Origin of the sequence: Gordonia zhaorongruii (assembly GCF_007559005.1) — a bacterium.
Classification (GTDB): domain Bacteria; phylum Actinomycetota; class Actinomycetes; order Mycobacteriales; family Mycobacteriaceae; genus Gordonia; species Gordonia zhaorongruii.
Genome location: NZ_CP041763.1, coordinates 1,884,171 through 1,903,825, shown reverse-complemented (window position 1 = coordinate 1,903,825; position 19,655 = coordinate 1,884,171). Strand labels below are relative to the sequence as shown.

Here is a 19,655-nt window from a genome sequence, read left to right as displayed (position 1 = left end):
CCTCTCAGAGTCGTTCGAGGAACACGACCGGGCGGTCGCCCAGCAGTTCGGCAGCAGTCGCCGTCTCCGCGTGGTCCCGGCCGGTCTCGGAGTCGCGCCACAGTCCGATCGGGAGGTCGATCGTCGCATCGCGGCGTTCGACTCCGGGACGGAAGGTGTGCGCGAGCCGGATCGTCAGGACCACCACGTCGGGTGGGTTGTCGTGGGTGCCGCGGGCGAAACCGAGGACGTGCGTGGCCTTCGGTCCGCTGACCCGCAGCGGGCGGTACGTCCCTCCGGGGCCGAATGCTCGCGGATGACGGCGTCGCAGGTCGAGTGCGGCCCGCACCAGCGCGGTCTTCGGGTGGTCGGGTGATTGCGAGTAGTCGACGGGTCGCCGGTTGTCGGGATCGGTGAGCGAGTCGTCCCACCACTGCGTGCCCTGGTATATCTCGCCGACCCCGGGCAACAGCAGGGACAGGGCTTTTCTGGAGAGCGCCTCATCGCGAGACGATGGGGCGATTCCGGCGACGAAGTCGGCGATCAGGGCGGCCTGCGCCCCGGTCTGAACGGCGTCGAGCCATTCGATGACGGCGGCCTCGGCGTCGTCGTCGACGGCGGTCCACGACGAGACGGTGCCGCCCTCGCGCATGGCCTTGCGCGCGTAGTCGCGCAGCCGTGCGCTGAGTGCGGCGGACGGTTTCCCGGTTGCGCCGTCGTCTCCGGCCGGCCACACACCGATCAGGTTCTGCAACAGGAAGTAGCCGGTCATCGCATCCGGCGGCGGCAGCATGCGCAGCAGTGTGAAGACCAGGATCGACCATCGCTGCGGCGACTGCGCGATGAGTGCGATCCGGGCCCGGACGTCCTCGCTGCGTTTCGTGTCGTGCGTGGAGAGCGCTGAGAGGCCACGTGGCAGGTCGCGAGCCCGCTCCGCATTGTGACGATGGAACACGTCCCGGGTCACCGATGGCACCCCGGGGCTGCAGCCGATCTCCTGAACGGAGACCAACCGGGCGGTCCGGTGGTAGCCGATGTCCTCGAACGCCTTCGCGTTGATCGCGGAGACCGCCTCGGCGAGTCGTTGCGCGGCGCCGGGCGCGAACGTCGCGTCCTGGAAAGCGTGCGCGAGAACGTCGAATGCCTCGGTTCGGTCGGGGTTCCTCCGCTTCAACCGGTCCAGGGTCGCGAGTGCCGCGGGAAGCGCGGACGGGTAGTCCATGCGCGCGATGCGCGCTTCGCAGATCAGGGCTGTCACCGCTTGATGCAGGTGATGTGCGGGGAGTTCCGGCGCGGCCTCCTCGAGGAGGCGGGTGGTTCGCCGGACCCGGTCGGGGAACATGTCGATGAGGGTGACGTGCCGCAGGTCGTTGGCCACGGCAGTCAGTTCGTCGCCGTCGCCGACGACGCCGGTGACGAGGTGATGCGTCTCGGACAGTTCGATCACACCGGACGCCGCGGTGAATGCGGCTTCGATGATGCGCAGTTGCTCGTACCCGGTGGTTCCGTCCACCGGAAGCACCGGGTCGATCCGTTCGCCGGGGCCGAGACCCTTCTCGACGTAGAGGAGCCGGTCCCCGATGTCGGTGCGCAGACGGTCGCAGTAGCCGACGGGATCGGTGAGTCCGTCGAGATGGTCGACCCGAACGCCGTCGAACAGGTCGTCGGCCGCGAGTTCGCGCAGCCATGCGTGCGTCGCGTCGTAGACCTCGGGCGCGTCCTGCCGAAGCGCGGCGAGATCGTTGACCGCGAGGAATCGCCGGTATCCGATGAGCCGGCTGTCGAACGGCACCAGGCGATAGTGCTGGCGTGCGAGCACCGCGAGCGGGTCGTCGCCCGGTGAGCTGGATCCGGGTGCGGTCACCAGCACGCGATCGCCCAGCAGCAGGCAGCCGTCACCGTCGAGAACGAGGCCCGACAGGTCGCCGTCGCTCCCGAGCCAGGGTAGGCAGAGGAGCCCGTCGGCCCCCACCGTGTCGAGATCGAAGAAGCCGGCGTACTCGGAGGCGGCACCGTACCGCAGCACGTCCGCCCACCATTCGTTGCGCCGTGCGTCGGCCACCCCGATGTGGTTGGGAACGATGTCGAGGATGATCCCGATTCCGGCGGCGCGAGCGAGTTCACGAAGCAGCCGGTACCCCTCGGGTCCGCCGAGAACGGGGGAGATGCGAGCGGGTGGGCACCAGTCGTACCCGTGGGTCGATCCGGGCATCGCAGCCAGGATCGGCGACAGATGCAGATGACTGACTCCGAGGGCGGTGAGATGGTCGAGGATGCCGACCACCTCGGCGAACGTGAACTCGGGTGTGAGCTGGACGCGATAGGTGGCGACCGGGTCCGTCGGAACAGTCGGCATGCGTCTCCGATCGCGAATTCGTGCGGTCGTCCCCCTGACGGTGTCAGGACAGAGCGGGACCGGTCCAGGGCAGTGCCAGGGCCATCTGCCGCGACAGTTCGCCGGTCAGGCTGCGAACGTACGTGGCGCTCAGGTGGTGGAAGTCCTTGTACACGATGATGTTACCGACGATGCCGGGACAGAACGCGTCGGTGCACAGACCGGCGCTGAGGTCGAGTGGATGGAACGTCGGGGTCGCGCGTGCGTACTCGGCGATCGGATCGACGGCGGCGAGGGCAGTCGATCGCTGAGTTCCGCACGTCGTCGCGGTCCCGCCGTTCGCCAGACACTCGGGAGTGTTGAAGTCCCGGCCGTCTCGGTGATGCGGCCACGGAACGTCGCGGATGCCCAGGACCGGGATCCTCGCTCGGGCGAACTCGTCGAAGACCCCGATGTAGCCCTCGGGTGTGTGATCGGCCGGGCCGTCGGTGTCCGGCCTGGTCGAATTGGTGAAGACGGCGTCGGTCCCGGTGCGGACGATCTCGTTCATCACCTTGCGGACCCAGTCGTGGCAGATCGGGTAAGGAGTGCCGTCCAGGCGGGCCGGAGTCGGCTCGGTGGTCAGCGGGCAACCCATCTTCAGGTACGTGGTGACCCGGAATCCGTTCTCTCTCCCGATCCGGTCGAGAGCGGAGATCCACATCTCGGCGTGCGATCCGCCTGCGAGCGCGATCGTGCGGGTCGCGGTCGGGTCGCCGTAGACGCCGACGTGGAAGTCGGTGTCCTCGAAATCGCTCATGTAGCCGTCGAGCGTGGTCTCCGCATAATCGTGTGCGGCCTCCAGCGGGGTCGGACGCGGGGGCATCGCCGGGACGGGTGCATCGCCGAGCAGTTCACGGGCACCCGGGTACAGCGCCGGATCGAGGTCGCGGGTGTCGACCGATGCCGAGCCGACGTTGCGGTCCCAGACCGCGCTCGCCGTGCCGACGGTCACCGAGCCGAGGAGGAGGATCAGCGTGAGGATGGCCGCATAGGTGATGCGCGGCCGACCCGGCCAGTGCCAGTCACCCAGGATCGATCGTCCGCCGCCGCGCAGCGGATCCTCGACGTACTTCTTGACGAGCCAGGCCAGCCCCAGGGACACCGCGAGGATCGCGGTTCCCTCGAGGGCGTTCGTGTGCTCGGACCCGCGCCACGATAGGTAGAAGATGAGCAGCGGCCAGTGAATCAGGTAGAGGGCGTACGCGAGGGTTCCGAGCCATACGCCGGGGCGCGCGGCGAGACAGCGGTTCACCGTGGGCCGGTGGCCCGCACCGGCCCAGATGATGAGCAGAGTGGCGCCGACCGGGACGAGTGCGAGCGGCCCCGGATACTCTGCGACACCGTCGATCCACCAACCGCAGGACACGATCGCGGCGATCGCGGCGAGCGCGAACAGGTTGCGGATCCGGCCGGAGATCCGGCGGAACGGCATCCAGATGGCCAGCAGGCCGCCGACCAGCGGTTCCCACAGGCGCGCCGCGGTGTCGTAGTAGTTGTACGGCTGATCGGCGCCCAGGCGGGCCTGTGCGTAGTAGAAGGATGCGGCGGCGATCAGCGCAGTGGTGCCGCCGATGACCCGGCGAATGGTCTTCGGATCGGTGAACACCGCCAGTCGAGTGCCGAGTGCTTTGAGGAGGGCGGCGATCGCGAAGGCGATGACCAGGGCGGCGACGAAGAACTGACCCTGCATCGACATCGACCAGAGATGCTGCAGCGGGCTGTTAGCGGAGCTGGCGGCCAGGTAGTCCTGGGAGTTCTCCGCCAGATAGTAATTCTGGTAGTAGAGAGCGCTCGCGACGATCTCGCGCCCGACGTCGTTCCAGCGAGTCCGGGGGAGGATCACCAGGGTGAGGACGGCGACACCGATCAGCACCGTCAGCAATGCGGGCAGGAGACGGCGCAGGAGACGTTCGAGGCGGGGCCACACGTTCATCGTCTCGCGGAAGGTGGCGCGGGGATCCGCGGACCAGACGGCGTGACGGTACAGCGATCCGAGGAAGAAGTAGCCGGAGAGCGTCAGGAAGACGTCGACACCTCCGGAGACCCGGCCGAACCAGACGTGGAAGCAGGCGACCAGCGCGATGGCGATCCCGCGGAGTCCGTCGAGATCGGTGCGGTATCCGGAGTTTCCGGGAGAGTCGGAGAAGGTCAAGTCGGGTCTGTTCGTTCAGGTGCGCGGTCCGCAGCTCATGGGTGATCGGCAAGTAAATCTACGCATTCGCCGGGATGAACTCGAATCGGGCGCGGTGCTCAGCTGTGGCCGCGGGCGCCCGCGCCCGCGACGATGATGTCCAGTCCGCCCGCGAACTCGGCGTCGAAGTCACGTCCGGACGGACCGGTCACGCCGAGACGTTCCATCTGCCCGCGGGTCTGCTCCTCGATGGTCAGCCCGATGGTGAGCTGGCAGATCGCGGTCGCGACTCCGGCCGCCGCCGACTGTGTCAGCCCGCCCGTTCGCGCCACGGCGGCGATCAGATCGACGATGCCGCGGTCGGAGAGACCCGATGCCCACGCCGACGACACGATCTCCGCGCTGTCCGGGACGTCGAGCAGAGCGTCGCGCATCGAGGCTGCCATTGCGGCGAGCCGGGCAGGCCACACGTCGTCGGGTGGGGCGTCGATGGAGGCGAGGATGTCGTCCGCGAGGGCGGCGAGCATCGACTGCTTGTTGGGGAAGTGCCAGTACAGCGCATTGGGGCGGACGCCCAGGTCGGTGGCGAGTCGGCGCATCGTCAGGTCGGCGAGGCTGTGCTCGGCGAGGATGGCGCGTGCCGCCGCGAGGACGTCGGCTCGGGAGTTGCTCACCGCGTCAGGGTACGCGCCGGCCTCCTGTACGTCGTACAGGCTTGCCTGTACAGTGTTCAGGATTGCCGGGATGGACGGCGATGCGGCACCGGTGAGGAGGAGCGATGAGGCCCGATACGAGTGGCGCTCCGGGCACGAGGGGCCCCTCCGGCGTCCCCGATGCCAACGATCATGACGAGATCCAGCGGATCGACGCCGAGCACGTCTGGCATCCGTACGGCGGTTTCCCGTCCACCACTGTGCCTCGGGTGGTCGACTCCGCCGCAGGCGTCCACCTGACCTTCGCCGACGGGACCACCGCCATCGACGGAATGAGCTCCTGGTGGGCGGCCGTGCACGGCTACCGGCACCCGGTGCTCGACGCGGCGGTCACCGCGCAGGTGGGCAGGATGTCGCATGTCATGTTCGGCGGCCTCACTCACGAGCCCGCGGCGCGGCTCGCCGAGCGGCTCGTCGGGCTCACGCCGGAGCCGCTCGACAAGGTCTTCTTCGCCGATTCGGGGTCGGTGTCCGTCGAGGTGGCCGTCAAGATGGCCGTCCAGTACCAGCGGAGTCGCGGTCGGACCGGCCGCACCAAGATCCTCACCTGGCGCGGTGGTTATCACGGGGACACGTTCGCGCCGATGAGCGTCTGCGACCCCGATGGCGGGATGCACGCCATGTGGCGCGGCGTGCTCGCCGAGCAGGTGTTCGTGCCCGCCCCGCCCGCTCACTGGGATCCGCAGTACGTCGCCGACCTCGACGACGCGCTCGGCCGCGACCGCGATGCGCTCGCCGCCGTCATCGTCGAACCGGTCGTCCAGGGGGCGGGCGGCATGCGGTTTCACGACCCGCGCCTGGTCACCGCGCTCCGCGAGCTCTGCGACGCCCATGACGTGCTCCTGATCTGCGATGAGATCGCCACCGGGTTCGGCCGGACCGGTGCGATGTTCGCAGTCGACCATGCGGGAGTGAGTCCCGACATCATGTGCGTGGGCAAAGCCCTCACCGGCGGGTACATGACACTCGCGGCGACGCTCACCACAGACGAGATCGCGCAGACCATCAGTCGCGGCGAGGCAGGGGGCCTGGCGCACGGGCCGACGTTCATGGCGAATCCGCTCGCGTGCGCCGTCGCCTGCGCGTCGATCGACCTGCTCGTCTCATCGGATTGGGGCACCCGCATCCCGGAGATCCGCGCCGGTCTCCAGTCGGGCCTGGCGCCGCTCGTCGGTATCGACGGGGTAGTCGACGTGCGCACGCTCGGGGCGATCGGGGTCGTCGAACTCGATCGGGACGTCGACATGGTCGCCGCGACCGATGCGGTGCTGGACGCAGGAGTGTGGCTGCGTCCGTTCCGGCACCTGCTGTACACGATGCCGCCCTTCATCATCACCGACGACGAACTCCGCACGCTGACCGCGGGGATCGGGGCAGGTGTGCGTGCGAGTCTCGACGCCACCTCGGCGGTGCGCGCGTGACCGCCGGGTGGCTCGCCGACGTGGCCGAGCGCACCGCCGCCGCCGGATTGCATCGGTCGCCGGTGGCCCGAGCGGCCGGTGACACCGAATGCAATCTCGCGTCGAACGACTACCTCGGGCTGTCGCGGCACCCCGAGGTGCTCGCGCAGGCGCACCGCGCACTCGACGACTGGGGTGCCGGATCCACGTCGTCGCGACTCGTCGTCGGCACCACGGCTGCGCACATTCACTTCGAGGAGACGTTCGCGCGATTCGTCGGAACGCAAGCGGCCCTGTTGTTCTCGTCCGGATACCTCGCCAATGTGGGGGCCGTGACCGCACTGGCAGGTCGCGGTGACCTGATCGTGAGCGACACCGGTGCACACGCGTCGCTCATCGACGGCTGCCGGCTGTCCCGCGCTCGCGTCGTCGTGGTGGAGCGCGGCGATGCAGGCGCGGTTCGGCGAGCACTGGCCGCGCGGACGGAGGAGCGTGCGATCGTCGTCACCGATTCGGTCTACAGCATCGACGGGAGCCTGGCGCCGTTACGCGAGTTGTACAGTGCCGCACACGACAACGGCGCGACCCTGCTCGTGGACGAGGCTCATGCCATCGGCGTACGCGGGCCCGGTGGTGCCGGGCTGGTCGCGGAATGCGGTCTGTCCGGCGCCGACGATCTCGTCGTGACGGCCGTCTGCTCCAAATCACTTGCCGCACAGGGCGGCGTCGTCGCGGGGACCGCGCTCCTGCGGGACCATCTCATCGACCATGCGCGCACGTTCATCTTCGACACCGGGCTGAACCCGGCGGCCGTCGGCGCCGCCACGGCCGCGCTGGAGGTGCTGATCGACGAACCCGATCTGCCGAACCGGCTCCGCCGGGCGGCACGCCGCATCGCGGCCGCCCTCGGTGCGGAGCGTCCCGAGGCCGCGGTTGTGTCGCTGATCGTCGGCGATCCGGTCGCCGCGACGACGGCCGCGGCGATCTGCCGTGAGCGGGGCGTTCTCGTCGGCTGCTTCCGGCCGCCGTCCGTACCCGTGGGAACCTCGCGACTGCGGCTCACCGTCCGTGCGGACATCGACGACCGAACCCTCGACACCGTGGCCGGGATCGTTGCGGACGCGCTGTCCCACGTCCGTCAGCCGGTGAACTCCCGATGACGCCGCAGGTCATCGTCGTGACCGGTACCGGGACGGACGTCGGCAAGACGATCGCCGTCGCAGCCCTGGCGGCGGTCGCCAGGGCGGCCGGGCTGCGCGTCGGAGTCTGCAAGGCGGCCCAAACGGGTGCGGCGCCGGGCGAGGCGGCCGACCTCGCCTGCGTGCAGGCGCTGGCCGGCGAGGTCGCGACGCGCGAACCGGTGCGCTATCCGGAACCCCTCGCGCCCGAGGTGGCCGCCCGGCGTGCAGGCATGCCGGCGCTGCGGGTCGGACAGGTGAGCGCAGCCGTCCGTGAGCTCGCCGCCGACGCGGACGTGATCGTCGTCGAAGGAGCCGGCGGAGTGCTGGTCCGATTGGCGCCCGGCCTGACGGTCATCGATGTGATCGCGGCCCTCGACGCGGATGGTTTCGCGCCGTCGACGCTCGTCGTCGCCGATCCGGGCCTCGGCACGCTCAATCACACCGAGCTCACCGTCGAGGCACTGGCCCGCCGCGGCCATGCTCCATCCGGAATCGTCATCGGGACCTGGCCCGAGCGGCCCGATCTGGCGATGACCTGCAACCGCGATGATCTGCAGCGGCTCACCGGAGTTCCGGTAGTCGGTGCCGTTCCCGCGGGAGCCGGGGCGATGCCGCCCGCCGACTTCCAGGCGGCCGCACCGGTGTGGTTCGCACCGGACGTGATACGTCGCCGACCCGAGAAGACCGAGAGACATGATGCAGCCCATCACTGAGGAGAAGATCGTGACCAGTACGCAGCAGCGCACCGACCAGACCGATGCAGCCGACCAGACGCAGGCAGTCGGAGACATCCTCGCCGTCGCGCGGGAACAGGTGCTCGAGCAGGGCATCGGCCTGAGTCAGCAGCAGGTCCTGCAGGTGCTCGAGTTGTCCGATGACCGGCTCACCGATGTCCTGGCGCTGGCGCACGATGTGCGCATGCGCTGGTGCGGACCCGAGGTCGAGGTAGAGGGCATCATCTCGCTGAAGACCGGCGGATGCCCCGAGGACTGCCACTTCTGCAGCCAGTCGGGTCTGTTCGCATCGCCGGTTCGCAGCGCCTGGATCGATATTCCGTCACTCGTCGAGGCGGCCAAGCAGACCGCGAAGACCGGAGCCACCGAGTTCTGCATCGTCGCTGCGGTTCGCGGACCGGACGAGCGACTGATGAGCCAGGTCGCCGCTGGGATCGAGGCCATCCGCAACGAGGTGGACATCCAGATCGCATGCAGTCTCGGCATGCTCGATCAGGAGCAGGTCGATCAGCTCAAGGACATGGGCGTGCACCGCTACAACCACAACCTGGAGACGGCGCGCAGCCACTTCCCGAACGTGGTGACCACGCACTCGTGGGAGGAGAGGTGGGGCACGCTGCGGATGATCCGCGATGCGGGCATGGAGGTCTGCTGCGGCGGCATCCTCGGGATGGGGGAGACGCTCGAACAACGTGCCGAGTTCGCCGCCGATCTGGCCGCGCTCGAACCGGACGAGGTGCCGCTCAACTTCCTCAACCCGCGCCCGGGAACCCCGTTCGGCGACCTGGAGGTGCTACCTGCAGCCGAGGCGCTCAAGTCGGTGGCGGCCTTCCGTCTCGCGCTTCCGCGCACCATCCTGCGCTTCGCGGGAGGCCGGGAGATCACCCTCGGTGATCTGGGGGCCGAGCAGGGCATCCTCGGCGGGATCAACGCAGTGATCGTCGGCAACTACCTGACGACGCTCGGTCGTCCGGCGGAGAACGACCTCGACCTCCTGGACGACCTGTCGATGCCGATCAAGGCTCTCAATGACACCATCTGACGCGGCGGCGGCACGGTGTAGCGTCGTGGTGTCCGCCACGTGGAAGAGGAGAACCACATGATTCCGACGGGTTCTGCAGGTCCGCTGACCGAACCGCTGAAGTTCGGGATTCACACCGGTGCGGCGTGCGAAGTCGAGGCGCCGGACGCAGTGCCCGCGGCGGCGCTGCTCGGCCTGGAACCAGCTCGCTTCTGCGGGCAGTGCGGCCGCCGCATGGTCGTTCAGATCCGGCCGAACGGGTGGCACGCACGGTGCTCGCGACACGGCACCGTCGACTCGGTCGAGCTCGAACGCCGATGACGAGGGGCGGGCGGGCGACCTGGGCGGCACCGGCGGTGTACGTCGTCTGCGTGCTCGCCCTGGCGGTGGCGGTCGGTGCCCTGTGGGTCGCGTTGTCCCCGCCGGTCCACGCGATAGTCGTCAACGCCGAGGACGTCCGGTACGCCGAAGGGCACGCGGCGAACCTGTTCGGCGGCCTGGCCACGTTCGCTTTCCTCGCTTTCGCGCTCGGCGCGATGGTGGCCCTCGGCTCGTGGTTCGGGTTGCGGAGGATGCGCGGTGTGCCGGGGCTGCTCCTCGCGGTCGGGTCGGCCATCGCGGCGTCGGGGCTGGCGATCGACATCGGCACCCGCATAGCGGCGATGACGCGCGAGCCGCTCGACCTGGCCTCACCCGGGACCTACGACCTCACGGTTCGGCTCTGGTTCGCCGGCGATCACACACCGTCGTGGCTGTTGTTGATCTGCGCGCCGTTCACCGCAGTGCTGGTGTACCTCATCTGCGTACTCCTGGCGCGCTCACCCGAACTCATTCCCGCACAACGGGATACGGGAGCACACCAGGCGCGGTCACATGGGTGGACGCAGGGTGGCGAATTCGTCGGTCACCCGCAGTCTGGTGTCGGCGAAGGCGTACAGACTGGGTGGGCGCCCGCCGGCGCGACCGGTGCGGCCGACGGTTCCGGTGGATACCACGACGCCGCGCCGCGACAGGATCCGTAGCAGGTTGGTCGAGTCGACCGGATAGCCGAGCCCGGCTCCGTAGATGTCCGACAGCTCGGACATCGAGAACTGTCCGGGCGCGAGCGCGAACGCGATGTTGGTGTAGGAGAGTTTCGCCGCAAGGCGCTGCCGAGCCATCGTGACGACGTCCTCGTGATCGAATGCGAGCGGCGGGAGGCTCGCGACGTCGTGCCACGCGGCGTGTCCGGTGGTGGGTTCGGCGGGTATGTCGCGCGGGACCAGTCCGAGAAAGGTCGAGGCGACGGCTCGGCGGCCCGGCACCCGATCCGGCTCGGAGAAGAATGACAGCTGTTCGAGATGGGCGATTCGGGTCAGCTCGGCCTGTTCGCCGAGATGCCGCTGTGCGGCGGCCTCGAGGGTGTCACGGTCGCCGACCTGACCACCGGGAAGCGCCCACGGATCCGCAGGAGATCGGGGATCGTGGGTCAGGAGCACGGACAGGCCCGATCCGGCCTCGGCGCACTCGCGCGCCTGGAAGACCGCGGTCAGCACCTCGACGCACATGGACTTCGGCATGTGTCGATTCTAGGCTGTGAGAGCCGGGGAACCACGCACCTGCGGGTCGCCGGGAATGCGCAGCGGGAGCTCGATGTTACGATGGCGCCACGTTTTCGACCGATGGACGGAAACTCCCCGGAGCGCAGCCGGCTCCGAGACGCAGCGATGGGAGTCGCCATGACCACTGGAACCGTGATCACCCGGACCGAGACCGACCTCGGCATGCCCGATCCGCGCACCGGGATCCCGCCGGCCTACGGCGGGGTGGAGCCGACTGAGCAATGGGCGGCCGAGATCAAACGGCTCGCGAAGGAGCGCAACGCGAAGATCCTGGCGCACAACTATCAGCTGCCCGCGATCCAGGATGTGGCCGACTACGTGGGTGACTCGCTTGCGCTGTCGCGGATCGCAGCCGAGGTCGACGCCGACGAGATCATCTTCTGCGGCGTCCACTTCATGGCGGAGACCGCGAAGATCCTCAGCCCCGAGAAGCGCGTCCTGATACCGGACGAGCGGGCAGGCTGCTCGCTCGCCGACTCGATAAGCGCCGACGAGCTGCGCGAATGGAAGGCTGAGTACCCCGACGCCGTCGTGGTGTCGTACGTGAACACCACGGCAGAGGTGAAGGGACTCACCGACATCTGCTGCACGTCTTCCAACGCCGTCGATGTGGTGTCCTCGATCGACCCCGACCGTGAGGTGCTGTTCCTGCCGGACCAGTTCCTGGGGGCGCATGTCAAGCGCGAGACCGGTCGCGACAACATTCACATCTGGGCGGGTGAGTGCCACGTCCACGCGGGCATCAACGGTGCGGAGCTGACCGAGCAGTCCGACAGCCACCCCGACGCCGACCTGTTCATCCACCCCGAGTGCGGGTGTGCGACATCCGCGCTCTACCTGGCCGGTGAGGGCGTCGTCCCCGAGGACAAGGTGCAGATCCTGTCCACCGGCGGGATGATCGAGGCCGCACGTGCCACGCAGTCCACGCAGGTCCTCGTCGCGACCGAGGTCGGCATGCTGCACCAGCTTCGCAAGGCCGCACCCGAGGTCGACTTCCAGGCGGTCAACGAGAACGCAGCCTGCCCGTACATGAAGATGAACACCCCGGCCGCCCTCCTGCGGTGCCTCACCGAAGGCAAGGACGAGGTGCACGTGGCACCGGACATCGCCGAGCGCGCACGCCTGTCGGTTCAGCGGATGATCTCGATCGGCAATCCGGGCAGCGGCGAATGACCTTCATCGGCCAGGAGCGAGCTGGAGGCGACCTCGCGCTCGACGTGGACGAGGACGTTGCGGCGCTGATCCGGACCGCCCTCATCGAGGATCTGCAGTACGGACCGGATATCACCTCGCTGGCGACGGTGCCTGCGGAAGCGGTGACGCAGGCGCGGGTGGTGTCCCGGCAGCACGGTGTGGTCGCCGGACTGCCGATCGTCCGCGCCGTGTTCGACCAGGTGATCGGCCCGCAGAACTACGCGGCCACCGAGCAGCTGACCGACGGTGCCCTCGTCGAGCCGGGGACCGTCGCGCTCGCGGTGACCGCGCCGACCCGCTCGCTGCTCACCGCGGAGCGGACGGCGCTCAACCTGCTGTGTCATCTGTCGGGTATCGCGACCGCCACCGCCCTGTGGGTCGAAGCGGTCGACGGCACGAAGGCGCAGATCCGCGATTCGCGTAAGACGCTGCCCGGACTGCGGGCCCTGCAGAAGTACGCGGTGCGCGCGGGCGGCGGCGTCAATCACCGAATGGGCCTCGGCGACGCCGCGCTGATAAAGGACAACCACGTCGTCGCCGCCGGCGGTGTCGGGGCGGCCCTGGAGGCCGTGCGCGCCGCGGCACCGGACGTGCCCGTCGAGGTCGAGGTCGATTCGCTCGCCCAGTTGGACGAGGTCCTCGCGTTGTCCCCGCAGCTGGTGCTGCTCGACAACTTCGAGCCGTGGGAGACGCAGATGGCGGTCCAGCGGCGCGATGCGCAGTCGCCGGACACCAAGTTGGAGTCCTCGGGCGGCCTGTCGCTCGATGCGGCACTGGACTACGCCCGCACCGGCGTCGACTACCTCGCCGTCGGGGCACTGACCCACTCGGTCGCCGTGCTCGATTTCGGTCTGGATATGTGAGGCTCCTCGGGCACCACCGCACCGCAATCGGTTTGCGGGCACCGCATATCCTGGTGGAGGCCAATCTTTTCTGATCGGAGTGGAGACCCCCATGCTTGCCCGAACCGACCTGCGCGGCAGTGTCCCGACGCTGAGTCAGCTGCGTCGCGCGTTGCCGCGTGGCGGAACCGACGTCAACGCCGTGCTGCCCAGCATCACACCCGTCGTCGAAGCGGTCGCCGAGCATGGATCCGATGCCGCGCTCGACTACACGGAGAAGTTCGACAAGGTCCGGCCCGCGTCCGTGCGGGTACCGGCCGAGGCGATCGCGAAGGCGCGTGAACAGCTCGATCCGGAGGTGACCGCGGCTCTCGAGGAGTCGATCCGCCGGGCCCGTCTGGTGCACGCCGATCAGCGACGTCAGACGTCGGTCACCCAGGTGGTGCCGGGCGGGACCGTCGCCGAGAAGTGGATCCCCGTGCGCCGGGTCGGGCTCTACGTGCCGGGCGGGAACGCCGTGTATCCGTCGAGTGTCGTGATGAACGTGGTTCCCGCGCAGGAAGCGGGCGTCGCTTCGCTCGTCGTGGCCTCTCCCGCACAGGCCGATTTCGGCGGCTGGCCGCACCCGACGATCCTCGCCGCGTGCTCGCTTCTCGGAGTGGACGAGGTGTGGGCGGTCGGCGGTGCTCAGGGCATCGCGCTGCTGGCGTACGGCGGCGAGGACACCACCGGCCAGGTGCTCGATCCGGTGGATCTGATCACGGGGCCGGGCAACATCTTCGTGACCGCGGCGAAGCGCCTTGTGCGCGGCGTGGTCGGCATCGACTCGGAGGCCGGACCGACCGAGATCGCGATTCTCGCCGACGATTCGGCCGATCCGGCGATCGTCGCGTCCGACATGGTCAGTCAGGCCGAGCACGACGTTCTCGCGGCGTCGGTTCTCGTCACCGACAGCGAGGCGTTCGCCGACGCCGTCGATGCTGCAGTCGGGAAAGCCGCAACCGGGACCAAGCACACCGAGCGGGTGCATGAGGCGCTCGCAGGCAGACAGTCGGGCATCGTCCTGGTGGACGATCTGGAAGCGGGGATCGCGGTGGTCGACGCGTATGCCGCCGAGCATCTGGAGATCCAGACGCGGGACGCGGCGGCCGTCGCCGATCGGGTGACGAGCGCTGGTGCGATCTTCGTCGGTCCGTACGCGCCGGTCAGCCTCGGCGACTACTGCGCGGGATCCAATCACGTCCTGCCCACGACGGGATCGGCGAAATACGCCTCGGGGCTGTCGGTGCAGACGTTCCTGCGGGGCGTCCACGTCATCGACTACGACCGGGACGCGCTCGCCGACGTCGCCGGGCACGTGGTGGCGCTGGCGAACGCCGAGGACCTGCCCGCGCACGGCGAGGCCGTGACCGCCAGGTTCGTCCGGTGAGCGTGCCCGGCGCGGCAGTCCGCCTGGCCGACCTCCCGCTGCGTGACTCACTGCGCGGCAAGTCGGCTTACGGGGCACCGCAGATCCAGGTGCCAGTGGCGCTGAACACCAACGAGAACCCCCATCCGCCGAGCCGGGCGCTGGTCGACGACGTCGCGAAGGCGGTCGGGTCGGCAGCAGAGGAACTGCATCGGTACCCGGACCGCGACGCGGTGGACCTGCGCACCGACCTCGCCGGCTATCTGAGCGGCGCGACCGGCGTCCGCCTGACCGTCGAGAACGTGTGGGCGGCGAACGGTTCGAACGAGATACTGCAGCAGATCCTGCAGGCGTTCGGTGGACCGGGACGGTCGGCGATGGGCTTCGTGCCGTCGTACTCGATGCACCCCATCATCTCCGACGGCACCCAGACCCGCTGGGTCCCGGCACAGCGCGCAGGCGACTTCAGCCTCGATCCGGATGCGGCGATCGCAGCGATCTCCGAGCACCGCCCCGATGTGGTGTTCGTGACCTCGCCCAACAATCCGACCGGCGCGAGCGTCGCGATCGACGATCTGCGACGAATCGTCGAGGCCGCTCCCGGGATCGTCATCGTGGACGAGGCGTACGGCGAGTTCTCCTCGCAGACGAGCGCGGCGACCCTGATCGAGGAGTTCGGGACCAAGCTCATCGTGTCGCGGACCATGAGCAAGGCATTCGCCTTCGCCGGCGGGCGGCTGGGCTATCTCGCCGCGGCACCGGCGGTGATCGAGGCCCTGCTGCTGGTGCGTCTGCCGTATCACCTGTCGGTGCTCACTCAGGCATCGGCGCGAGCGGCATTGCGGCACAGCGCCGAGACCCTCGCCGGGGTCGCGTCGATCGTGGCCGAACGCGAGCGGGTGGTGGCCGCGCTGACCGGAATGGGGTTCGACGTCACTCACTCCGACGCCAATTTCATCCTGTTCGGCGACTTCGCGGACGCGCAGGCCACCTGGCAGCGATACCTCGATGCCGGTGTTCTCATCCGGGACGTCGGCATCGCCGGGCGGTTGCGTGCGACGATTGGACTACCCGACGAGAACGACGTCTTCTTGTCGGTCAGCGCGACGCTGGCCGACACCGACCGAAAGCAGTGAGCGTGACCACATCGCAGAGCCGCACCGCACGCGTCGAGCGTGCGACCCGCGAATCGTCGATCGTCGTCGAGATCGATCTCGACGGCACCGGCGTGACCGACATCGACACCGGTGTCCCGTTCTTCGATCACATGCTGACCGCCTTCGGCGCGCACGGCAGCTTCGACCTGACGGTGCATGCCAAGGGCGACATCGAGATCGAGGCGCACCACACGGTCGAGGACACCTCGATCGTGCTCGGGCAGGCGATCGGTGAGGCGCTCGGCGACAAGCGGGGGATCCGCCGGTTCGGCGACGCCTGGATCCCGATGGACGAGACGCTCGCCCAGGCGATCGTCGATGTGTCGGGCCGGCCGTACTGCGTGCACACCGGCGAACCGGAGCACCTGCTGACGGCGACGATCGGCGGTTACTCGGGTGGCGACAAGCCCGTCGTCTCGTATTCGACGATCATCAACCGGCACGTGTTCGAGTCGATCGCTCTCAACGCGCGCATCGCGCTGCACGTTCGGGTCCTCTACGGACGCGACCAGCACCACATCACCGAAGCCGAGTTCAAGGCGGTGGCACGCGCGCTGCGCCAGGCCGTCGAACCGGACCCGCGGGTGCACGGAGTGCCGTCCACGAAGGGCTCTCTGTGACCGAGCAGGTGGTGCTTCTCGACTACGGGTCGGGCAATCTGCGGTCGGCGCAGCGGGCACTCGAGCGCGCGGGTGCAGAAGTCGATATCACCTCCGACTTCGACACCGCGCTGAACGCCGAGGGGCTCCTCGTCCCGGGTGTCGGTGCGTTCTCGGCCTGCATGGAAGGCCTGCGCGCGGTACGCGGGGACCGCATCATCGGGCGTCGGCTCGCCGGCGGCAGACCGGTGCTCGGCATCTGCGTCGGCATGCAGATCCTGTTCTCCCGGGGCGTCGAGTTCGATGTCGACACCGAGGGCTGCGACGAGTGGCCCGGATCGGTCACCCGATTGCAGGCAGAGGTGCTGCCGCACATGGGATGGAACACGGTGCGCGCGCCAGCCGATTCGCAGCTGTTCGCGGGAGTCGACGACGATGCCCGCTTCTACTTCGTCCACACCTACGGGGTGCAGTCATGGGACCTCGATTCGGATGGCTCGTCGATCGCGGCGCCCCGAGTGACGTGGGCTGACCACGGGGGACCGTTCGTGGCAGCGGTGGAGAACGGCCCGCTGTGGGCCACCCAGTTCCACCCGGAGAAGTCCGGGGACGTGGGCGCACAACTACTGAGCAACTGGATCGGGAGTCTGAAGTGACGGCAAAGAAGCGTCCGGCGTTCGACGATTTCTCGTTCGGCAGACTGGTCGCGACGGCGCTGGCCGCCGGAGTCGGCGTGCTGGTCGTAGCGGTGCCGATCATCATGGTGATCGCTCGCGACCATCCGACGGCCGCGTTGGTCGTGGCGTTCGTCGCAGTGCTCCTGATGGTGGCCGTGATCGGATACGTGTCGCGGCGCATGCTGCGCGGGGTGCAGGACGAGATCGACCGGCGCAAAGAAGAGATAGCGCGAAAGCACGACGAGGAAGCAGGGCACTGAACGACATGGGCACGACCCTGGAACTTCTGCCGGCCGTCGACGTGGTCGACGGCCAGGCCGTCCGTCTGGTGAAGGGCGAGGCGGGCTCCGAGACGTCGTACGGCTCGCCGCGCGACGCCGCACAGACCTGGCAGGCCGACGGCGCGCAGTGGGTGCATCTGGTGGACCTGGATGCTGCGTTCGGCCGCGGCGACAATCGCGCGCTGCTCGCCGAGGTGGCCTCCGAGCTGAACATCAAGGTGGAGCTGTCCGGTGGCATCCGCGACGACGCGTCGCTCGCGGCCGCGCTGGCGACGGGTGCCACCCGGGTGAACCTGGGGACCGCCGCCATCGAGAATCCCGAGTGGTGCGCACGTGCGATCGCCGAGCACGGCGAGCGGATCGCCGTCGGTCTCGACGTGCTGCGCGAGAACGGGACGTGGCGCGTGCGGGGCCGCGGATGGGTCACCGACGGCGGCGACCTGTGGGAGACGCTCGAACGTCTCGACACCGACGGGTGCGCACGCTATGTGGTCACCGATGTCAGCAAGGACGGAACGCTGACCGGACCGAATCTGGATCTTCTCGCTGAGGTCGCCCGTGCCACCGATGCACCAGTGGTGGCATCCGGTGGCGTGTCCACGGTCGCCGATCTGGTCGCGATCGCCGAGCTCACCGATCTCGGCGTCGAGGGCGCCATCATCGGCAAAGCCCTGTACGCCGGGCGCTTCACCCTTCCCGAGGCGCTGACCGCGGTGTCGTCGAGCACGTGAGCACAGTGACCGTTCCGCCCGACTTCGACCCGCAGCGCCTGCTGGCGGTGGCACAGGGGGTGCTCGACTCGGCGACGCCGATGTTCGTCGACGGTCTCGGGGCGCGCAGTTCGGTCGCGAAGAAGGGCGACGACTTCGCCACCGACGTCGACTTGTCCCTGGAGCGCCGCATCGGCTCCGAACTGGAGGATCTGACCGGGTACCCGGTGCACGGTGAGGAGTACGGGGGACCGGCCGCCGATCACGGTCCGGTCTGGATCCTCGACCCGATCGACGGGACCTACAACTACTCGACGGGGTTCCCGTTGGCCGCGATGCTGCTGGCGTTGGCGGTCGACGGGGAACCCGTCATCGGCATCACCCGGCTGCCATTGCTGAACCAGCGTTTCGACGGCATCGTCGGCGGCGATTTCCGGGTGAACGGACAACCGGGGGCGCAGCTGGGAGAAGCCCCGCTGTCGTCTGCGGTGATCGGCTGCGGCGCCTTCAACGCGCGTGCCGGTGGCCGGTACCGCGGCGCCGCCCGTGCCGACCTGTACCGCGCCCTCAGCTACCGGGCGAGCAGACTGCGCATGACCGGATCCACGGGGACCGACCTGGCCTACGTCGCCGCGGGAATCTTCGGGGGTGCCGTCTCGTTCAGTGCACATGCGTGGGACAACGCCGCCGGTGCGGCTCTGGTGCGAGCTGCGGGTGGGGCGGCGACCGACGTGCACGGTGATCCGTGGCGGGTCGGGTCGCGCTCGCTGGTGTCGGGCGGTGACCGCCTGCACGGCGAACTGATGTCCGTCATCGCCGAAACCGGCTTGGCGGGAGAGAACGAGAACGACGAGGTGGATCAGTGAGTCTGGCAGTACGTGTCATCCCGTGCCTGGACGTGGACGGCGGCCGCGTGGTCAAGGGCGTCAACTTCGCGAACCTGCGGGACGCAGGCGACCCGGTGGAACTCGCGGCACGGTACGACGCCGAGGGGGCCGACGAGCTGACCTTCCTGGACGTGACGGCGTCGAGCTCGGGTCGCGCGACGATGATCGACGTCGTGCGCCGCACCGCCGACCAGATCTTCATCCCGCTCACCGTCGGCGGGGGGATCCGCACTCCGGACGACGTGGACATGATGCTGCGTGCGGGCGCTGACAAGGTCAGTGTGAACACGGCCGCGATCGCACGTCCGGAGGTGCTCGGCGAGATGAGCCGCCGGTTCGGTTCGCAGTGCATCGTGCTGTCGGTGGACGCGCGGACCGTACCGGACGATTCGGAGCACGGCCCGACGCCGTCGGGCTGGGAGGTCACCACGCACGGCGGTCGCCGCGGCACCGGGATCGACGCCGTGGAATGGGCGCGACGCGGTCAGGAGCTCGGGGTCGGGGAGATCCTCCTGAACTCGATGGACGCGGACGGGACCAAGGACGGATTCGACCTGGCGATGATCCGTGCCGTGCGCGGCGCGGTGACGATCCCGGTGATCGCGTCGGGCGGCGCCGGCGCGAGCGAGCACTTCGCGCCCGCGGTCCAGGCGGGCGCGGACGCCGTCCTCGCCGCATCGGTCTTTCACTTCGGCGAGCTGAGCATCGGCGAGGTGAAGACCGCGATGCGCGACGATGGCATCACCGTCCGCTGACCGCACGG

The 19,655-nt window shown here is 69.0% G+C and carries 19 protein-coding genes and 1 pseudogene; 16 read left to right on the top strand and 4 right to left on the bottom strand.

The features are described from left to right. Positions 1-4: 4 nt before the first annotated feature. The 3 genes from treY to FO044_RS08790 all read right to left on the bottom strand — a co-directional run bounded on the left by treY (position 5) and on the right by FO044_RS08790 (position 5,161). Positions 5-2,335: a malto-oligosyltrehalose synthase gene (treY, locus tag FO044_RS08800; protein ID WP_143965493.1), complete on the bottom strand. Its 2,331-nt coding sequence runs from the start codon at positions 2,333-2,335 to the stop codon at positions 5-7. 43 nt (positions 2,336-2,378) lie between these two features. Next, positions 2,379-4,508, bottom strand: a complete 2,130-nt coding sequence (locus FO044_RS08795) for an acyltransferase family protein (RefSeq protein WP_132991525.1) — start codon at positions 4,506-4,508, stop codon at positions 2,379-2,381. Between the two features lie 98 nt (positions 4,509-4,606). Further along, positions 4,607-5,161 (bottom strand): TetR family transcriptional regulator, encoded by a 555-nt coding sequence (locus tag FO044_RS08790; RefSeq protein WP_132991524.1) that lies wholly within the window; start codon positions 5,159-5,161, stop codon positions 4,607-4,609. 104 nt (positions 5,162-5,265) lie between these two features. Between FO044_RS08790 and FO044_RS08785 the strand changes: the two genes are divergently transcribed. The 6 genes and pseudogenes from FO044_RS08785 to FO044_RS15150 form a co-directional block, all read left to right on the top strand. Further along, positions 5,266-6,621, top strand: a complete 1,356-nt coding sequence (locus FO044_RS08785; RefSeq protein WP_132991523.1) for an adenosylmethionine--8-amino-7-oxononanoate transaminase — start codon at positions 5,266-5,268, stop codon at positions 6,619-6,621. After that, positions 6,618-7,760 carry an 8-amino-7-oxononanoate synthase gene (locus FO044_RS08780; protein ID WP_132991522.1) on the top strand — a complete coding sequence of 381 codons (1,143 nt, stop codon included), beginning with the start codon at positions 6,618-6,620 and terminating at the stop codon, positions 7,758-7,760. Before FO044_RS08785 ends, FO044_RS08780 begins: the two co-directional genes overlap by 4 nt. Beyond that, positions 7,757-8,494 (top strand): dethiobiotin synthase, encoded by a 738-nt coding sequence (gene bioD, locus FO044_RS08775; RefSeq protein WP_132991521.1) that lies wholly within the window; start codon positions 7,757-7,759, stop codon positions 8,492-8,494. Before FO044_RS08780 ends, bioD begins: the two co-directional genes overlap by 4 nt. Before the next feature lie 10 nt (positions 8,495-8,504). Further along, positions 8,505-9,557, top strand: a complete 1,053-nt coding sequence (gene bioB / locus FO044_RS08770; RefSeq protein WP_132991520.1) for a biotin synthase BioB — start codon at positions 8,505-8,507, stop codon at positions 9,555-9,557. A 57-nt stretch (positions 9,558-9,614) separates the two neighbouring features. Further along, positions 9,615-9,857, top strand: a complete 243-nt coding sequence (gene bsaP, locus FO044_RS08765; protein ID WP_132991519.1) for a biotin synthase auxiliary protein BsaP — start codon at positions 9,615-9,617, stop codon at positions 9,855-9,857. Further along, positions 9,854-10,342, top strand: a pseudogene (locus tag FO044_RS15150) (DUF2567 domain-containing protein); the annotation flags it as partial. The gene bsaP and the pseudogene FO044_RS15150, both read left to right, overlap by 4 nt. A 63-nt stretch (positions 10,343-10,405) precedes the next feature. Here FO044_RS15150 and FO044_RS08755 read toward each other — a convergent pair. Beyond that, complete coding sequence (locus FO044_RS08755; RefSeq protein WP_132991517.1) at positions 10,406-11,095, bottom strand: NUDIX hydrolase; 690 nt, start codon at positions 11,093-11,095, stop codon at positions 10,406-10,408. A gap of 204 nt (positions 11,096-11,299) precedes the next feature. Between FO044_RS08755 and nadA the strand changes: the two genes are divergently transcribed. From nadA to hisF, 10 genes are all read left to right on the top strand, one after another. Next, on the top strand, positions 11,300-12,310 hold the full coding sequence (nadA, locus tag FO044_RS08750) for a quinolinate synthase NadA (protein ID WP_235831428.1): 1,011 nt from the start codon (positions 11,300-11,302) through the stop codon (positions 12,308-12,310). Continuing rightward, positions 12,307-13,194 carry a carboxylating nicotinate-nucleotide diphosphorylase gene (nadC, locus tag FO044_RS08745; protein ID WP_132991515.1) on the top strand — a complete coding sequence of 296 codons (888 nt, stop codon included), beginning with the start codon at positions 12,307-12,309 and terminating at the stop codon, positions 13,192-13,194. The genes nadA and nadC overlap by 4 nt, the downstream gene beginning before the upstream one ends. 91 nt (positions 13,195-13,285) lie before the next feature. Continuing rightward, positions 13,286-14,602 (top strand): histidinol dehydrogenase, encoded by a 1,317-nt coding sequence (gene hisD, locus FO044_RS08740; protein ID WP_132991514.1) that lies wholly within the window; start codon positions 13,286-13,288, stop codon positions 14,600-14,602. After that, positions 14,599-15,717 (top strand): histidinol-phosphate transaminase, encoded by a 1,119-nt coding sequence (locus FO044_RS08735; protein WP_132991513.1) that lies wholly within the window; start codon positions 14,599-14,601, stop codon positions 15,715-15,717. The genes hisD and FO044_RS08735 overlap by 4 nt, the downstream gene beginning before the upstream one ends. 2 nt (positions 15,718-15,719) lie before the next feature. Continuing rightward, entirely contained in the window at positions 15,720-16,358 is a 639-nt protein-coding gene (gene hisB / locus FO044_RS08730) for an imidazoleglycerol-phosphate dehydratase HisB (protein ID WP_132991512.1), read from the top strand. Next, positions 16,355-16,993 (top strand): imidazole glycerol phosphate synthase subunit HisH, encoded by a 639-nt coding sequence (gene hisH, locus FO044_RS08725; RefSeq protein ID WP_143965492.1) that lies wholly within the window; start codon positions 16,355-16,357, stop codon positions 16,991-16,993. The genes hisB and hisH overlap by 4 nt, the downstream gene beginning before the upstream one ends. After that, positions 16,990-17,274 (top strand): hypothetical protein, encoded by a 285-nt coding sequence (locus tag FO044_RS08720; RefSeq protein ID WP_132991510.1) that lies wholly within the window; start codon positions 16,990-16,992, stop codon positions 17,272-17,274. Before hisH ends, FO044_RS08720 begins: the two co-directional genes overlap by 4 nt. Before the next feature lie 5 nt (positions 17,275-17,279). Then, a complete protein-coding gene (gene priA / locus FO044_RS08715; protein ID WP_132991509.1) occupies positions 17,280-18,026 on the top strand; it encodes a bifunctional 1-(5-phosphoribosyl)-5-((5-phosphoribosylamino)methylideneamino)imidazole-4-carboxamide isomerase/phosphoribosylanthranilate isomerase PriA in 747 nt (248 codons plus the stop codon). A 5-nt stretch (positions 18,027-18,031) separates the two neighbouring features. Further along, positions 18,032-18,871 carry an inositol monophosphatase family protein gene (locus FO044_RS08710; RefSeq protein ID WP_132993257.1) on the top strand — a complete coding sequence of 280 codons (840 nt, stop codon included), beginning with the start codon at positions 18,032-18,034 and terminating at the stop codon, positions 18,869-18,871. Beyond that, on the top strand, positions 18,868-19,647 hold the full coding sequence (hisF, locus tag FO044_RS08705) for an imidazole glycerol phosphate synthase subunit HisF (RefSeq protein WP_132991508.1): 780 nt from the start codon (positions 18,868-18,870) through the stop codon (positions 19,645-19,647). The genes FO044_RS08710 and hisF overlap by 4 nt, the downstream gene beginning before the upstream one ends. Positions 19,648-19,655: the final 8 nt, after the last annotated feature.

Excerpts from the sequence above, each read along its gene's own strand:
- treY (WP_143965493.1), bottom strand. The coding sequence starts at position 2,335 with ATGCCGACTGTTCCGACGGACCCGGTCGCCACCTATCGCGTCCAGCTC.
- FO044_RS08785 (WP_132991523.1), top strand. The coding sequence starts at position 5,266 with ATGAGGCCCGATACGAGTGGCGCTCCGGGCACGAGGGGCCCCTCCGGC.
- bioD (WP_132991521.1), top strand. The coding sequence starts at position 7,757 with ATGACGCCGCAGGTCATCGTCGTGACCGGTACCGGGACGGACGTCGGC.
- bsaP (WP_132991519.1), top strand. The coding sequence starts at position 9,615 with ATGATTCCGACGGGTTCTGCAGGTCCGCTGACCGAACCGCTGAAGTTC.
- FO044_RS08755 (WP_132991517.1), bottom strand. The coding sequence starts at position 11,095 with ATGCCGAAGTCCATGTGCGTCGAGGTGCTGACCGCGGTCTTCCAGGCG.
- nadA (WP_235831428.1), top strand. The coding sequence starts at position 11,300 with ATGCCCGATCCGCGCACCGGGATCCCGCCGGCCTACGGCGGGGTGGAG.
- nadC (WP_132991515.1), top strand. The coding sequence starts at position 12,307 with ATGACCTTCATCGGCCAGGAGCGAGCTGGAGGCGACCTCGCGCTCGAC.
- hisD (WP_132991514.1), top strand. The coding sequence starts at position 13,286 with ATGCTTGCCCGAACCGACCTGCGCGGCAGTGTCCCGACGCTGAGTCAG.
- priA (WP_132991509.1), top strand. The coding sequence starts at position 17,280 with ATGGGCACGACCCTGGAACTTCTGCCGGCCGTCGACGTGGTCGACGGC.